Here is a 15,856-nt window from a genome sequence, read left to right as displayed (position 1 = left end):
ACGACGTACGGGGGACACGGCAATGGGTGCGACGGGCGGGATCAGCGTGATGCCAAGGGTGACCGAGGCGGCCGGCACAGCCGGGGCGGCCGGGAGTGAGGCGGTGGCCGCACTGCGCCGCGTCTTCGGGTACGAGGCCTTCCGCGGCGAACAGGAAGCCGTCATCGATCATGTCGTGGCGGGCGGCGACGCCGTCGTGCTCATGCCGACCGGCGGCGGCAAGTCCCTGTGCTACCAGATTCCGTCCCTGGTCAGGCCGGGTACGGGAGTGGTCGTCTCGCCGCTCATCGCGCTCATGCAGGACCAGGTGGACGCGCTGCGGGCGCTCGGCGTGCGCGCCGGGTTCATGAACTCCACGCAGGACTTCGACGAGCGGCGCGTGGTGGAGGCGGAATTCCTCGCGGGCGAGCTGGACCTCCTCTACCTCGCACCGGAGCGACTGCGCCTGGACTCGACCCTCGACCTGCTCTCACGCGGCAAGATCGCCGTCTTCGCCATCGACGAGGCGCACTGCGTGTCCCAGTGGGGCCACGACTTCCGCCCCGACTACCTGGCCCTCTCGCTGCTCGGCGAGCGTTGGCCGGACGTCCCACGGATCGCGCTCACCGCGACGGCCACGCACGCGACGCACAAGGAGATCACCCAGCGGCTGAACATGTCGGGCGCCCGGCACTTCGTGGCGAGCTTCGACCGGCCCAACATCCAGTACCGGATCGTGCCCAAGGCGGACCCGAAGAAGCAGCTGTTGGCTTTCCTGCGGGGGGAACACGCGGGCGACGCGGGCATCGTCTACTGCCTGTCGCGCAAGTCCGTGGAGGCGACGGCCGAGTTCCTGAGCCGCAACGGCATCGAGGCGGTGCCGTACCACGCGGGCCTGGACGCGGGGACGCGCGCGGCGCACCAGTCCCGCTTCCTGCGGGAGGAGGGCCTGGTCGTGGTCGCGACCATCGCCTTCGGGATGGGCATCGACAAGCCGGACGTGCGGTTCGTCGCCCATCTCGACCTGCCCAAGTCGGTAGAGGGCTACTACCAGGAGACGGGTCGTGCCGGCCGTGACGGGCTGCCCTCCACCGCCTGGATGGCCTACGGCCTCAACGACGTCATACAGCAGCGCAAACTGATCCAGTTGGGCGAGGGCGACGAGGCGTTCCGGCGCCGGGCCGCCGCGCATCTGGACGCGATGCTCGCGCTGTGCGAGACGGCCCAGTGCCGGCGGGGCCAACTGCTCGCCTACTTCGGCCAGGACCCCGACCCCGCGGGCTGCGGCAACTGCGACACCTGCCTGACCCCGCCGGAGACCTGGGACGGCACGGTCGCGGCACAGAAGGTGCTGTCGACGGTGGTGCGGCTGCAGCGGGAACGCGGACAGAAGTTCGGGGCGGTGCAGATCGTCGACATCCTGCTGGGGCGGCGCACCGCCAAGGTGATCCAGTTCGACCACGACCAGCTGTCCGTGTTCGGCATCGGCGAGGACCTGACCGAGGGCGAATGGCGGGGTGTGATCCGGCAGTTGCTCGCGCAGGGACTGCTCGCGGTCGAGGGGGAGTACGGGACGCTCGTGCTGACGGAGGCGAGCGGATCTGTGCTGCGGCGGGAGCGCGAGGTGCCGCTGCGCAAGGAGCCGAAGCAGCCCGCCGTCGCGCGGGGGTCGGGTTCGGGCTCCGGGCGGGGGGAGCGCAAGGCGAAGGCCGCGGTGGCCGAGTTGCCGCAGGAGCTGGTGCCGGCCTTCGAGGCGCTCCGGGCCTGGCGTGCCGAGCAGGCTCGGGAGCAGGGGGTCCCGGCCTATGTGATCTTCCATGACGCGACGTTGCGGGAGATCGTGACGGTGTGGCCTCAGTCGGTGCGTGAGCTCGGCGGGGTCGGCGGAGTGGGGGAGAAGAAGCTGGCGACCTACGGGGAGGGAGTGCTGGAGGTCCTGGGCTCGGTGCGCGGGGAGCCCGCCGCCGGGGCCGGTGCCGCCGTGGATCGGGACGCGGATCCCGGCGCGGACGACTGGCCCGAGCTGGAGGCGGAGCCGGAGGAACCGGAGGACTGGGCTTAGGCCGGGCCCGCACAGCCCGTCGTCCGCCCGGGGCGGGCCCCGCGGTGTCCGGTGGGTGCTCCGGGGTGTCCGGGGCCGAAGGCTAAGGGAGTGCCGGGCGGAGGCTGAGGAGCGCCGGGCTGAGCGCCGCGTATTGGACGTATTTGAGGCTTCGCCCGGTGCGGCGAGAGGGCGTGCGGGCGCTGCGGGGCAGGCGGGACCGCGCGGGGCGCCCGCCTGGGTCGGGTCCGGCGTGCCGCGCCTGCGGCGAAGCCGCTCAGGGCCCGAGTGGGCCATGCGGCAGTGGCCCGCGCACGACCGTCAGGTCAACGCCGTCAGTCCCGGAGCGAATGTGATCAGCACGGGGAGCAGCGGCACCAGCGCGGCCAGGGTCGTCGTCAGTGCCCGGTCGCGGCGGCCCAGGCGCGGCGGGGGCTGGAGCAGGCGGTTGACGCGTTCGCCCAGGAGGCGGTGGGTGGAGTCGCAGGTAAGGACGCCGCGGTGCTGGTTGAGCTCGATCAACGCCAGTGCCGTCGTCAGGTGACCGCAGCGCCGTGACGCGGTGTCGTCTGCGGCCAGTTCGACCAGGCGGTGGGTCTGGTCGCAGAAGTGCGCGAACAAGGGGACGTGGGGGAAGCCGGTGGCAAGCGCGGTGGAGAGGTGCAGCAGCCAGTCGTGGCGGGCTCGGGCGTGGCCACGCTCGTGGGTGAGGACGGCGTCGAGCTGGTGGTCGGTGAGGCGGCGCAGGGCGCCTGTGGTGACGATCAGCTGGGACGGACTGCCCGGCATCCACCAGGCGTCCGGGTACTCGTCCTCCAGGACCAGCAGCGGGCCGCGCACCGAGCCCAGCCCTGCGGGCAGTTCGGGGGCGCGTTCCCGAAGGTGGGCCCTGGCCTGGCCATGGCGTCGGCGCGCCTCGACGAGCTCGCGGAGCAGCATCGCCGTCGTCCAAGCGGCACCGCAGGCGAGCAGCAGACCGAGTCCGGCCGTCCAGGTCGGGGTGGCCGAGAGGTCGTACGCCTCGGTCACCGACGGGGGCGCCGGCGCGAACAGCTGGGCGCGCACCGTGCCGAAGACGGCGGCGGTGGCCAGGGCCAGGGCCGTGAGGCAGCACAGTAGGACGGTGGCGACCAGGCACTGCCAGGTCCAGAGGGCGACCACGGGTTCCCGTTCGGGCCAGGTGGCCCGGGTCAGCGCTCGGGGGACGGGTACGGCGGCCGTCAGGGCGACGATGCTCAGCAGGAGCAGGCAGACGGTCATGCCGGGGGCTCCGGATCCTGGTCAGGGAAGGTGCGGGGTCGGCTGTGCGGGGCGGTGGGCCGCGAGGGACGGCTGCGGCGCGCTTCCCACCGCCAGTCAGTATGACGGTGACCGTCGCGAGAGTCAGCCGGAAAGACGCCCCGAATGCAGCCCGCGCAGACGGTCAGCGGTCCGTCCGGCCGCGCACCGATGCCGCGAAACGGCAGGCGGCGGTTGTGAGTTGACCAGGTCGCGGGCCAGGGCGCCCGGAGTTCGGGAGGGCGGGGGCCCTCGGCGGGCGAGCGGACGGCCCCCCGGTTTCCGACCGGGCCGGAGCCCGGATTCCTACTGGGCCGGAGCCCGGTTTCCGACTGGGCCGGAGCCCGGTCTCCGACTGGGCCGGAGCCCGGATTCCTACTGGGCCGGAGCCCCGGATCCAGGGCGGGAGACCGCAACCTGCCCATGGGCGCCCCGGCCGCCGCAGAGAGCCCCCGGCATCACCCCGCCACGATCCGCCCCGTGACCTCGCCCAGCCCCACCCGGACCCCGCCCGGCCCCGGAGCCCAGGCGGACATCGTCACCACGTCGCCGTCCTCCAGGAACGTCCGCTTGCCGTCCGGCAGCTCCAGGGGATCCCGGCCGTTCCACGTCAGCTCCAGCAGTGACCCGCGCTCGCGTTCGGTCGGGCCGCTCACCGTGCCCGAGCCGAACAGGTCGCCCGTGCGCAGGGAAGCCCCGTTCACGGTCATGTGGGCCAGTTGCTGGGCGGCCGTCCAGTACATGGAGGAGAAGGGAGGTTCCGAGATCACATGACCGTTGACGGCCACCGAGATACGCAGGTCGTAGCCACCGGGTTCCGTCTCGGAACCCGAGTCGTCCAGGTACGGCAGCAGCGGGTGGGTGCGCTCGGGCGGTGCCACGCGCGCATCCTCCAGGGCGTCGAGCGGGGTGATCCACGCCGACACCGACGTGGCGAAGGACTTGCCGAGGAACGGGCCGAGGGGGACGTACTCCCACGCCTGGATGTCACGAGCCGACCAGTCGTTGAGCAGGCACAGGCCGAAGACGTGCTCCCGGAAGTCGCCCAGTGCCACCGGCTTGCCCATCCGAGACGGTGTGCCGACCACGAAACCGACCTCGGCCTCGATGTCCAGGCGGACCGACGGGCCGAAGACCGGAGCCGCGTCAGTGGGCGCCTTGCGCTGGCCGGACGGCCGTACGACATCCGTGCCGGACACGACGACCGTGCCCGCCCGGCCGTGATAACCGATCGGGAGGTGCTTCCAGTTGGGAGTCAGGGAGTCCGCCGCGTCGGGGCGGAAGATCTGGCCCACGTTCCGGGCGTGGTTCTCGGAGGCGTAGAAGTCGACGTAGTCCGCGACCTCGAAGGGGAGGTGCAACGAGACCGACGACAGCGGATGGAAGAACTCCGTGATCGCCTCCTGATGCGCCGGCACCGTCACCCAGGCGGTCAGCGCGCGCCGGACGTCCGACCAGGTGGTGGGGCCCGCGGCGAGCAGAGGGTTCAGCGAGTCCTTCGCCAGCAGCGGGGCGTACGGCGAGCCGAGTGCGTGGGCCGCCCCGCCCGCGTCGAGGACGTGGTCGCCGAGCCGGACGCCGACCCGGCGTGCGGCGTCCGAGCCGGGGAGGGAGAAGACGCCGTACGGAAGGTTGTGCGTGCCGAAGGGGTCGCCCTCGGGGAGATCGAAGGGGGGCATGGGGTGGTGCCTCACTCTCATCCGCTCCGTGTGCCATGTGGTCGGGCCACACGTTACGTGTGAGGCACCCCTCTTGGGCAGTGCCGGGTTTTCGCGTCGCCGGTCGTGAATCACCAGGTCGCCGCATATGGCGCCGGGCTTCGGCAGATCCGCGGGGCCGATGTGTGCCGCCGGTTCGTCACAACCGCGGGTCGGGATCCGTCAGTGCAGTGAAAGCGACACCACTGACACCGGAGGCAGCAATGCAGGCAAGGATGACCAACCCGGCGTACGTCCTTCCGAACGCTCTCAAGGGCATCGGCACCTTGTTCCATGCGATCGGCGAGAGCGGTCTGCCGCAGGAGGTGGCCGAGATCGTCGGGCTGCGTGCCAGCCAGATCAACGGGTGCGGCGCCTGTGTGCACGGCCACACGGCCAACCTGCGCAAGGCGGGGACGAGTGACGAGCGGATCGATTCCGTCTCGGCGTGGCGGGAGGCGCCCTGGTTCACCGATGCCGAGCGGGCCGCGCTGCGGCTGACCGAGGCGATGACGAGGCTCGCGGACCGTTCGCACGAGTCGGTTCCGCAGGAGCTGTGGGACGAAGTGGCCGACCACTTCGACGAGAAGGAGTTGTCGGCGCTGATCCTCACCATCTCGGTCACGAACATGTTCAACCGCATCAACACCACGATCAAGGAGCCGGCGGGCACCACGTGGGGGTGAAATCGCAGCAAGGGTAAGGAAGTTGTCGCAGGGGAACAGAAACGAAAACAGAAGGGGGAGCGGCCGGGCAACCGGAACAGGTGTCAACACATGTGAACACAGCAGCCGTCCGGTTCACGTCGAGTCGATGGGGCGTCCTGTCCGTATTCTCTGATCATGGCCGCACCTATCGCATATTCACTCATCGCCACTGACCTCGACGGGACCCTGCTCCGAGGCGACGACACGCACTCGGACCGGTCCGTCGACGCGCTCGCGCTGGCGGCGGCGGCCGGTGCCCAGCACCTCGTCGTGACCGGGCGGCCGGCGCCAAGGGTGCGGCCGCTCCTCGACGCCCTGGGCAGTACGGGGCTCGCGGTGTGCGGACAGGGTGCGCAGTTGTACGACGCCGGATCGGACCGGCTGCTGTGGTCCATCACCTTGGACCGGGAGTTGGCGGAGACCGCGCTCGGCAAGATCGAGGCGGAGGTGGGGCAGGTGTACGCGGCCGTCGACCAGGACGGGGTCGACGGGCTCACGCTCATCGAGCCCGGCTATCTGATGCCCCACCCCACTCTGCCCGCGGTGCGGGTCGGGCGTCGCGAGGACCTGTGGTGCGAGCCGATCAGCAAGGTGCTGCTGCGTCACCCGACCTTGTCGGACGACGAGTTGGCGGCCACGGCGCGGGCGGTGGTCGGTTCTCTCGCCACCGTCACCATGTCGGGGCCGGGGACCGTCGAACTCCAGCCATGCGGCGTCACCAAGGCGACCGGTCTCGCGCTCGCCGCCGACCATCTCGGCCTGGGCGCGCACGAGACCATCGCCTTCGGTGACATGCCCAATGACATCCCCATGTTCGACTGGGCCGCCCACGGTGTCGCGATGGCCAACGCCCACCCCGAACTCAAGGCGGTGGCCGACGAGATCACCCTCTCGAACGAGGACGACGGCATCGCCGTCGTCCTTGAACGGCTGTTCGTGGGGAGCCTGGCCGACTTCGCCCAGTAGGCGGTAGGCAGTAGGGGGTACGCAGTAGGCCCGGCCCCGGGTGGGGGCCGGGCCGTCCGCGGTCTAGTAGGGCCCGTTCACGTTGTCGATCGAGCCGTACCGCGCGGCCGCGTAGTTGCACGCGGCGGTGATGTTCGCGACCGGGTCGAAGGGGTCGTACGCCGTGCCCGGCACGTGGTACGCCGCGAAGGTCGGGTCGATGACCTGCAGGAGGCCCTTGGACGGGGTGCCCGCCACGGCGTTGGAGTCCCAGTTGTTGATGGCGGCCGGGTTGCCGGACGACTCACGCAGGATGTTGCGGTGAATGCCCTCGTAGGAACCAGGAATTCCCTTTTGAGCCATGATGTCCAGCGCTTCGCGGATCCAGCCGTCCAGGTTGTCGGGGTAGCTCTTGGCGGCGGCCTGGGTGGCGCGGGCCACGCTGGACTTCTTGGCCGGCGCGGACGCCTTGTCTGCCGTCTTGCCCGGCGTCTTGGTGGCTCGAACCTTCAGGTCGACGCCCGGGTGGATCAGCCGGGGGTTGTCACCGACGGCCTCGCGGTTGTCCTTGTAGAGCTGGCGCCAACCGCCCTGCGCGTCGTACCGCTCCGCGATGCCGTAGAGCGAGTCGCCCTTCTTCGTGGTGTACGTGAGGGTCTTGGCCTTCACCGCGGCCGGCGCGGACTGAGGCGCCGTCTGCAGGGTGCCGGGGACCTTGGCCGGCTCGGCGGCGGTGGCGTTGGTCGCGCTCAGCAGCGGGAGGGCGAGAGCGGCGGTTCCGGTTCCGGCGGCGACGACGCGTCGGGTGAGCGGGTTGGTACGGGGGCGGCGGTGCTTGCCTCGGGGCATGGCGCTGTTCCTCTCCGGCGCCTGCGAGGTGAGCTGTCGGGTTCGGGCGGGAGATGCCCGGCCGTGCCGCCCTGGGACGGCACGACTTCACCCCCAGCCGGGCCCGTGCCATCGAGGCGTCGGGTCCGGCGACTTACCTGGGTCCCCCGCTCCTGCCGTGCGTGAGTGAGTGCGTAGGTGGCTGACTCGGGCGGCGGCAGGATTCGGCGTCCGCCCGACTGAGCGGGAACGTATGCGAGAGCACATGTCGGGAACAAGTGCCGTGGTCACTTGTTGGGCGTGTTGACCATGGTCGGGCGTCTATGGGGCGCTTGATCCTTTGCGGTTGCCAAGCCTCAACTTGCGTGTGTTGAAAGGGGAGGCGGGGCGGGGGTGGTCGACCGGGGTGAGGGTTGCGCGTGACTCAACTCACTGGTGTCCACAAGAGCGGCAAATCGGGCAATGGATCCAACTCGCCTTTAAATGGCCGTATCTGGAGTCCGTTTTTCCCGTGTGCGGTGGAAAAGGGGGTCTTCGTTCCGTCTTGTGTTACGCGCCCGGATGGGCCGACCCAGTGTCAACACGTGGAAGGTCCGGCTCACTTCGCGTGGAAGGTTCGGCTGGCTTCGCGCGGAAGGTTCGGCTCGCTCGCGCGGAAGGTTCGGCTCGCTTCGGACTCGCGGCAGTGTCCGGCGTGGACGGAACCTCGGACGTGGTGCGCGTCGTTGTCATGGTGAGCGTCCGTGGCTCCTGCCCCGCTGTGGGTACTCGACGGGTGCCGGTGCGGGCCCGCCCGGAGGGGCGTCTCGAAGGGGGGAGGGCGTGCGGATGTGCGCGAGGGTGAGACTCGCCGGGGTGACGGACGGCGCTTCTGTTCGACATGTCCATGGCGGCACGGAAGGCTTCCCGCGTGGGGCGCTCGCGCCGGTCGAGGGGTCCCGTGTCGCGGCCGCGTCAGGATTATGGATGCTATTTACCTATAAGGGGATAGGTATCCGGCCTTATCGGGTGATCAAAAACATACCGGTCGTGATCCGATACCGCCCATGGTGGACGGGTGGGCGGCATCGGTGATCGAAACGTGACCGGATACGCTGACTTGAGTGATGGCAGCGACCTATCGACAAACCGTGTAACCGCCAGCAGACACCAGCAGACAGGAGACCCCTCGTGACCGTCGTCGGGCCGTTCGGGCTGAGCGTGCGGGACCAGGCTCTGGAAGCCGATGTCCAGGCCGGATTGGCGGCTGTCGAGGAGGGATTGCTCGAAGCCACCAAGAGTGAGGTCCCCTTCATCACCGAGGCCGCCCAGCACCTGGTGCGGGCGGGCGGAAAGCGGTTCCGGCCGCTGCTCGTGATGCTCGCCGCCCAGTTCGGGGACCCCTATGCGCCGGGGATCGTGCCGTCGGCCGTGGTCGTGGAGCTGACGCATCTGGCGACGCTCTACCACGACGACGTGATGGACGAGGCCGCGGTGCGGCGCGGTGTCGACAGCGCGAACACCCGCTGGGGCAACTCCGTCGCCGTCCTGACCGGGGACTTCCTGTTCGCGCGGGCCTCGCACATCCTGGCCGACCTCGGGCCCGAGGCGGTGCGGGTGCAGGCCGAGGCGTTCGAGCGGCTGGTCACCGGGCAGATCCTGGAGACGGCGGGGCCGCAGGACGGGCGGGATCCGGTCGAGCACTACCTGGACGTGCTCAGCGGCAAGACCGGCTCGCTGGTCGCGGTGTCGTGCCGGTTCGGGGCGATGATGTCCGGCGCCGACGAGACGGTCGTCGATGTGCTGACCCAGTACGGGGAGCGGCTCGGGGTCGCCTTCCAGCTGGCGGACGACGTGCTGGACATCGCGAGCGACTCCCACGAGTCCGGCAAGACGCCAGGGACGGATCTCCGGGAGGGGATCCCGACCATGCCGGTGCTGCGGCTGCGGGAGCGGGCCGAGCGCCTCGGGCTCGCCGAGGACGTCGCCCTGTGCGAGCTGCTGGCGTCCGACCTGAGTGACGACGTGCGGCACGCCGAGGCGCTGTCCGCGCTGCGGGTGCATCCGGCGCTTGAGCAGGCGCGCCGGGACACGGTGCGGTACGCGGAGGAGGCGCGGGCCGCGCTGGCTCCGTTGCCCGACCTGGACGCCAAGGCCGCGCTGATGGAGTTGTGCGACGCCGTGGTGCACCGGGCCGGATAGCCGCCCGCCGGACCTCGCCGCGACCCCTCGCGCACGGGTCGCGGGCCCCGGTCGCGGCAGCCCTTGCCGCATGTGACTCGCTTCACGCGCCGGTGTGCGCATCCAGGAGAGCACCCCGCGAAACCCGGTGGTCCCACCGTCGCGGTGGTGGCCGCCGCCCTCGCCGCCGACCGCATCCGTGCGCACCGTCCCACCAGGGCGCCGACGCCGCTCACGGTGAACGCTCCCGCTCCCCTCAAGGCCCGGTGGGCCGACCCGACTTCCCCTTGCGCCGGCCTCGCCGATGCGGCGGTTGAACGCCCTGCCCGGGCGAGTGCGACCTGAAGGCGACGCGGTTTCGCGCGCCGCACGCCGGGCGAACCGCGCGCAATCGGGGGCACACACGCCGGGCGAACCGCGCGCAATCGGCGGCACACGCCCCGGCGTCTTCTCCCTCGACCCCTACGGGTCGGGGGAGACACCGCCGTCGGCTGTCATACCGCAGGTGTACGCGGAGTTGGCTCCGCAGGCTGACGAATCGCCCTGGCCGATTTGGTCAGATGGAAACACGGACAACACCACTCCTCACCGATTCGGGTGAGAATGGCGGCTCAGGGGTGGACCTGCGCGGGATCGCAAGACTCCCGGGCGAGGAAACGAGACGGACAGCCGCCGCCGACGACGGAGGTAAGGCACACATGGCACCGTACGCATCCGACGACAGTACGACCGGCGGGGAGAGCGACGACCTGCGCGTGGGGCGGCGCAGGGCCGCGCGGTACGTCGTTCCCGTCACGGTGGTGGGCGTCGCGGCGGCGACCATCGGGCTGGTACCGGCGATCGCCGACTCCGGCGACCCGGACCTGCCGAAGATCACCGCGCAGCAACTCGTCGAGAAGATCGCGAAGTCGGACGTGCAGCAGCTGTCCGGCACCGTGAAGATCAGCACCGATCTGGGCCTGCCGGACCTCGGTGGCCTGGAGTCGAGCCTCGCCTCCGGCGCCATGGGTTCGGGATCGGGTGACGGATCGTCCGCCGATCCCTCGGCCAAGCTCACCGAACTCGTGTCCGGCACGCACACGCTGCGGGTCGCCGCCGACGGCCCGGACCGGCAGAAGCTCTCCCTGCTGGAGAAGGCGTCGGAGTACAGCCTCATCCACAACGGCAAGGACGTCTGGGGCTACGACAGCGGGTCGAACGAGGTCTTCCACGGCACCGCCGACGAGCCGCAGGCCCACAAGGAGCGGTCCGAGAAGGTCCCGGCGACACCCAAGGACCTCACCGAGGAGGCGCTGAAGGCGGTCGACGACACCACGTCCGTCACCGTCGACGGCACCGCCCAGGTCGCGGGCCGGGACGCGTACCGGCTGCTCATCAAGCCGAAGCAGTCCGGGACCACGGTCGGCGCGATCACGGTCGCCGTGGACGCCAGGACGGGCATGCCGCTGAAGTTCACGCTGACTCCGTCCAGCGGCGGCGCGGCCGTGATCGACGCGGGCTTCACCCAGGTCAGCTTCGCCAAGCCGGCCGCTTCCACCTTCGACTTCACGCCGCCCAAGGGCGCGAAGGTGACCGAGGAGGGCGAGCTGGAGGGGGCGGCCGGTGAGCACGGCGGCCCGAAGTCCGAGGAGGAGTTCCGCAAGGAGCTCGACAAGGAGTTCGGTGGCCACGGCGGCCCGAAGTCCGAGGGCGGGCACGGCAAGGCCTCCGACGGTCCCGAGGTCATCGGTGAGGGTTGGAACTCCGTGGCCGTCTTCGACACCGGCGGCGAGGGTGTTCCCTCCGGCTCCGAGGTCGGTGGCGACATGGGCGGCTTCCTCGACTCCCTGGGCGACAAGGTCACCGGCGACTTCGGCTCGGGCACGGTCTTCAAGACCCGCCTCATCAACGCCCTCATCACGGACGACGGCAAGGTCTACGTGGGCGCGGTCGACAAGAACGCCCTGGTGAAGGCCGCCGACTCGGCCGAGTGACCCGGGCCGAGCGTCTCGCGCGGCGATGAACCGAGGAGCCTGAGGAGCCTGAGGAGCCCATGGAGGAACTGCCCGCCGCGCAGACCGGCGAGGCCGGTGAGGCCGACCCGGCCGGGGGAGCCCAATCGGCCGGGGAAGCCGGACCGAGCGGGGAAGCCGGATCGGCCGGTGAGGCCGACCCGACTGGTGAGGCCGACCCGGCCGCGCGGGCCAGGCATGTCGCTCAGGCCAGGCATGTCGCTCAAGCCAGGCATGCCGCTCAGGCCGGACCGGGCGCCGAGGGGGACGGCCCCGGCACGGTGATCGCCACCCGCGCGCTCACCAAGCGCTACCGCGGCGGGCAGCTCGCCGTGGACGGTCTCGATCTGACCGTCCCGGCGGGCAGCGTCTTCGGCTTCCTCGGGCCGAACGGCTCCGGCAAGACCACCACGATCCGCATGCTCATGGGCCTCATCGAGCCGACCTCCGGTACCGCGCGCGTGCTGGGGCAGCCCATGCCGCGGTCCGCGCGCACCGTACTGCCGCACGTCGGCGCACTCATCGAGGGGCCCGCTCTGTACGGCTTCCTCTCCGGCCGCGACAACCTCATGCGTTACGACGCCGCCGACCCGACCGCCGATCCGCGCACCCGGCGCACCCGCGTCGCGGCCGCGCTGGACCGGGTGGGCCTGGCGGCCGCCGCGGGCAAGAAGGCCAGGGCGTACTCGCTCGGCATGAAACAGCGGCTGGGGCTCGCGGCCGCGCTGCTCCAACCGCGCCGACTCCTCGTCCTCGACGAGCCGACCAACGGCCTCGATCCACAGGGGATGCGGGAAATCCGCTCGCTGGTACGGGAGTTGGCCTCCGACGGGACGACCGTCTTCCTCTCCTCCCATCTCCTGGACGAGATCGAGCAGGTGTGCACGCACGCGGCTGTGATGGCGCAGGGTCGGCTGATCACCCAGGGCGCGGTGGCGGAGCTGGCGGCCGGGATGCGCGGCCGGCTCGTCGTGTCCACGCCCGACGTCGCGGACGCGGCCCGGGTGCTGAAGGAGCAGGGCGCCGGTGACGTCGTCGTCGAGGAGAACCGGGTGACAGCAGAGCCGCCCGACCGCGATCCGGCCGAGCTCAACGCCGTACTGGTGTCGGCGGGCGTCCGCGTCCGCGGCTTCGGTGTGGAACGGGCCTCCCTGGAGGACGCGTTCGTGGCTCTCACGGGGGAGGGGTTCGATGTCGCGGGCTGAAACGGTCGACGAATCCCGTCCGCCGACACGCGCGCCCAGCCCGTTGTGGACCTTCGGCCTTCTGCGCAGCGAGCTCCTCACCACCTTCCGGCGCTGGCGCACTATCGCGCTGCTCGCGGTCCTGGCGGGTGTGCCGATCCTGGTCGGGATCGCCGTGAAGATCGAAACGGGCGACGGCGGGTCGATGGGAGGCGGTGGCCCGCAGGGCGGTGGCCCGGCGTTCATCTCGCAGATCACCAACAACGGCCTGTTCCTGGTGTTCACCGCCCTGGCCGCGACGCTCCCGTTCTTCCTGCCGATGGCGATCGGCGTCGTCGCGGGCGACGCGATAGCGGGCGAGGCGAACGCGGGCACCCTCCGCTATCTCCTCGTCGCCCCCGCCGGCCGTACCCGCTTGCTCCTCACCAAGTACGCGACCACGATGGCCTTCTGCGTGGTCGCGACCCTCGTGGTCGCCGTCTCGGCGCTCACCGTCGGGGCGCTGCTCTTCCCTCTCGGAGACCTGACGACCATCTCCGGCACCCGGATCAGCTTCGCGGAGGGGCTGGGCAGAGCCCTGCTCATCGCCCTGGTCGTCGCCACGTCACTCATAGGCGTGGCAGCGCTCGGCCTGTTCGTCTCGACGCTGACCAACAGCGGCATCGCGGCGATGGCGACGACCGTGGGCCTGTTGATCACCGTTCAGATCCTCGACCAGATTCCGCAGCTGCACGCGATCCAGCCGTACTTCTTCTCCCACTACTGGCTGTCCTTCGCCGACCTCATGCGCGACCCCGTCTACTGGGACGACCTGGTCAAGAACCTCGGTGTGCAGGCCCTGTACGCGGCGGTGTTCGGTTCGGCGGCGTGGGCGAGGTTCACGGCGAAGGACATCACGGCATAGGGCCTGCCGTTCGGATCATGCCGGCGTCGCGGGGCGTGGCACGCGACGGCCGGAAGGCGCCATCTCCGCCATCTCCACCATCCCCGCCATCTCCCTCAGCCGGCCTGATCCGAACGACAGACCCCGGGTGTGCTGTCCGGGCGGCGTCAGTCGGTCTCGTACGGGAAGCGGGCGAGCGGCGCCTCCTGGGCGAAGAAGGTCTTCGCGCGGGCCAGGGCCTCGGCGTCGTTCAGTACGTCACCGGGCTTGCTGCCGTTGCCCAGCAGCACTCCGCCGAAGCGCATCCCCAGGTACGCGGCGGAGTTGTTGAGCGTGCCGACCAGCGGGTCGGCGACCTCCTGCTCCTCGTGCGCGAGTGCGGTGACGCCCCACAGGGTGCGCCCGGCCATGGTCGCCTTGAAGTCGACGCCGGGCGTGCGCAACCAGCCCGACCAGTGGTCCAGGTAGCGCTTGACGTGGGCGGACACCGAGTACCAGTACAGCGGCGAGGCGATCACGATGTCCGTCGCGGCGAGCGTGGCGTCGAGCAGCAGTGCCACCTCGCCCTGCGTCGGGCGCACATGGTCGCTGTCGTGCCGCAGGTCCTCGAAGTCCGGCAGCGGATGCGCGGCCAGGTCGATCCACTGCTGCTCGACGTTTTCGGGCAGCTGCTCGGCGGCCCTGCGGGCGAGCAACTCGGTGTTGCCGTCGGAGCGGCTGCTGCCGAGGACGAACAGGAAGCGGCGGGTCATGGGTCCCCCAAACAGTCGCCCCGGCATGGGGCCACATCGGTCGGCGTACGACAATTAATCGCACGTGCATTATATGCGTACGCATGTAGTTGTCCAGGGCCCGATCCGCCGCTCGGCCTCTTGCGCCACCCGGAGCAGCAGCGACTCGGCCCCGTGCCGCGCCACCAACTGCAGTCCGACCGGACACCCGTCCGGCCCCAGTCCCGCCGGGATGCTGATCGCCGGATGCCCGCTCAGGTTGAACGCCCAGGTGAGCGCGGTGGAATACCGGTCGCCGGGCCCTTCGTGGCCATGCGGCCCGGTGGGGGCGGTCGGTGTCAGTAGCAGGTCGGCATCGGCGAAGAGGGCGGCGAGGCGGCTGTCGTTCACGGCTCGGATGCGGTGGGCGGGGGCGGCGTCGGCACCTGGGGTCCGCAGGGCCAGCCAGGCGGGGGCCGGGTCGTGGAGGCGGAGCGGGCCGTCGGGGCGCACGAGCCGCAACGCGCCCGCGTCGGCGAGACGGGCGGCGGCGCGGTGGGCGACGGCGACGATGACCGGGTCGGGGGAGTCGAAGCCGAGGTCGGGGGACCACACGGCGGTGGGGACGATGTAGTCCCCGGTCGCCTCGGAGGGCGCGCCCGAACCGCGCTGGTGCGCGTCCGAACCGCGCCGGTGTACCCCAGGCGTCCCTTCCTGACCGGCTCTCGGCGCGTGTCCCTGACAGGCCCCGGGATTCGTTCCCGGCTCTGGCCCGACTTCCGGGCGAGCCTCGGACACCACCTGCCAGTAAGCCGCCGCATCCCCCGCGCACCGCGCCAGCACCCCGGGTGCCATGAGGCCCGTACGGTCGGTCGACGGCAACCGCCCGTTCGTCACCTTCAGTCCGACGACCCCGCACCACGCCGCCGGGATCCGCACCGACCCGGCCCCGTCGCTCCCGGTGGCGATCGGTACCAGGCCCGCCGTCACCGCCGCCGCGGAGCCTGCCGAGGAACCGCCCGGCGTACGGTCGTGCCGCCAGGGGTTGACCGTACGGCCGTGTCGGCCGAGCCCCCAGGTCTGCCAGGGGGTTCCCGGCCCCGGAACGGAGGTCGCCCCCACGGCCACGCACCCCGCCGCCAGCAGCGGACCCGCCGTACGCGACCCGTGCCGCCCCTTGACCCCGATCGGCACACCGGCCAGCGGCAGGCGCTCGCCCGCGGCGACCCGGGCGTCCACCTCGCCGGCCCGCTCGATCGCCTCCTCGCCCCACACTTCGATGAAGGCGCACAGGACGGGGTCGGCGCGCCGGATCCGTTCCAGGGCCGCCGCGACCACGTCGACGGCGCCCAGTGTCCGCGAGCGCACGGCAGCGGCGATCTCCCCGGCCGACAGGGCGGCAGGGTCGGGGGGAGGCTCGGTCGTCATGGGGAAGATTCTCCGCGAGGGCCCC

General features: G+C 71.2%; 12 protein-coding genes and 1 riboswitch. Of the genes, 7 read left to right on the top strand and 5 right to left on the bottom strand.

The genetic code is table 11. The features are described 5' to 3' along the window. Positions 1-49 precede the first annotated feature (49 nt). On the top strand, positions 50-2,041 hold the full coding sequence (gene recQ / locus ACFYNL_RS32705; protein WP_388809825.1) for a DNA helicase RecQ: 1,992 nt from the start codon (positions 50-52) through the stop codon (positions 2,039-2,041). Between the two features lie 300 nt (positions 2,042-2,341). Here the strand turns inward: recQ and ACFYNL_RS32700 are convergent, their stop codons facing one another. Both ACFYNL_RS32700 and fahA read right to left on the bottom strand, forming a co-directional pair. Next, entirely contained in the window at positions 2,342-3,280 is a 939-nt protein-coding gene (locus ACFYNL_RS32700; protein ID WP_388809822.1) for a M56 family metallopeptidase, read from the bottom strand. A 476-nt stretch (positions 3,281-3,756) separates the two neighbouring features. Further along, positions 3,757-4,977: a fumarylacetoacetase gene (gene fahA, locus ACFYNL_RS32695; RefSeq protein WP_388809820.1), complete on the bottom strand. Its 1,221-nt coding sequence runs from the start codon at positions 4,975-4,977 to the stop codon at positions 3,757-3,759. A 242-nt stretch (positions 4,978-5,219) separates the two neighbouring features. Between fahA and ACFYNL_RS32690 the strand changes: the two genes are divergently transcribed. Continuing rightward, complete coding sequence (locus ACFYNL_RS32690; protein ID WP_388809818.1) at positions 5,220-5,681, top strand: carboxymuconolactone decarboxylase family protein; 462 nt, start codon at positions 5,220-5,222, stop codon at positions 5,679-5,681. Between the two features lie 156 nt (positions 5,682-5,837). Beyond that, positions 5,838-6,668, top strand: a complete 831-nt coding sequence (locus ACFYNL_RS32685) for an HAD family hydrolase (protein WP_388809815.1) — start codon at positions 5,838-5,840, stop codon at positions 6,666-6,668. 63 nt (positions 6,669-6,731) lie between these two features. Here the strand turns inward: ACFYNL_RS32685 and ACFYNL_RS32680 are convergent, their stop codons facing one another. After that, entirely contained in the window at positions 6,732-7,496 is a 765-nt protein-coding gene (locus tag ACFYNL_RS32680) for a transglycosylase SLT domain-containing protein (RefSeq protein ID WP_388809813.1), read from the bottom strand. A 5-nt stretch (positions 7,497-7,501) separates the two neighbouring features. Further along, positions 7,502-7,674: riboswitch (cyclic di-AMP (ydaO/yuaA leader) on the bottom strand. A 971-nt stretch (positions 7,675-8,645) separates the two neighbouring features. On the opposite strand from ACFYNL_RS32680, the gene ACFYNL_RS32675 reads away from it, so the two are divergent. The 4 genes from ACFYNL_RS32675 (at position 8,646) to ACFYNL_RS32660 (ending at position 13,714) form a co-directional block, all read left to right on the top strand. Next, positions 8,646-9,656 carry a polyprenyl synthetase family protein gene (locus ACFYNL_RS32675; protein WP_388809810.1) on the top strand — a complete coding sequence of 337 codons (1,011 nt, stop codon included), beginning with the start codon at positions 8,646-8,648 and terminating at the stop codon, positions 9,654-9,656. A 677-nt stretch (positions 9,657-10,333) separates the two neighbouring features. Then, entirely contained in the window at positions 10,334-11,608 is a 1,275-nt protein-coding gene (locus tag ACFYNL_RS32670) for an outer membrane lipoprotein carrier protein LolA (RefSeq protein ID WP_388809808.1), read from the top strand. Between the two features lie 59 nt (positions 11,609-11,667). Further along, positions 11,668-12,831: an ATP-binding cassette domain-containing protein gene (locus tag ACFYNL_RS32665; RefSeq protein ID WP_388809806.1), complete on the top strand. Its 1,164-nt coding sequence runs from the start codon at positions 11,668-11,670 to the stop codon at positions 12,829-12,831. Beyond that, the gene (locus ACFYNL_RS32660; protein ID WP_388809804.1) at positions 12,818-13,714 is read left to right on the top strand and encodes an ABC transporter permease; all 897 of its coding nucleotides are present in this window, start codon (positions 12,818-12,820) and stop codon (positions 13,712-13,714) included. The genes ACFYNL_RS32665 and ACFYNL_RS32660 overlap by 14 nt, the downstream gene beginning before the upstream one ends. Positions 13,715-13,860: 146 nt before the next feature. Here ACFYNL_RS32660 and ACFYNL_RS32655 read toward each other — a convergent pair whose 3' ends face one another. Continuing rightward, the gene (locus ACFYNL_RS32655) at positions 13,861-14,445 is read right to left on the bottom strand and encodes a flavodoxin family protein (RefSeq protein ID WP_388809802.1); all 585 of its coding nucleotides are present in this window, start codon (positions 14,443-14,445) and stop codon (positions 13,861-13,863) included. Positions 14,446-14,514: 69 nt separating this feature from the next. Next, positions 14,515-15,831: an amidase gene (locus ACFYNL_RS32650; protein WP_388809799.1), complete on the bottom strand. Its 1,317-nt coding sequence runs from the start codon at positions 15,829-15,831 to the stop codon at positions 14,515-14,517. Between the last annotated feature and the right edge of the window lie 25 nt (positions 15,832-15,856).

This window comes from Streptomyces sp. NPDC007808 (genome assembly GCF_042868655.1).
Lineage (GTDB): Bacteria > Actinomycetota > Actinomycetes > Streptomycetales > Streptomycetaceae > Streptomyces.
This window is presented reverse-complemented; position numbering and strand designations above follow the sequence as displayed.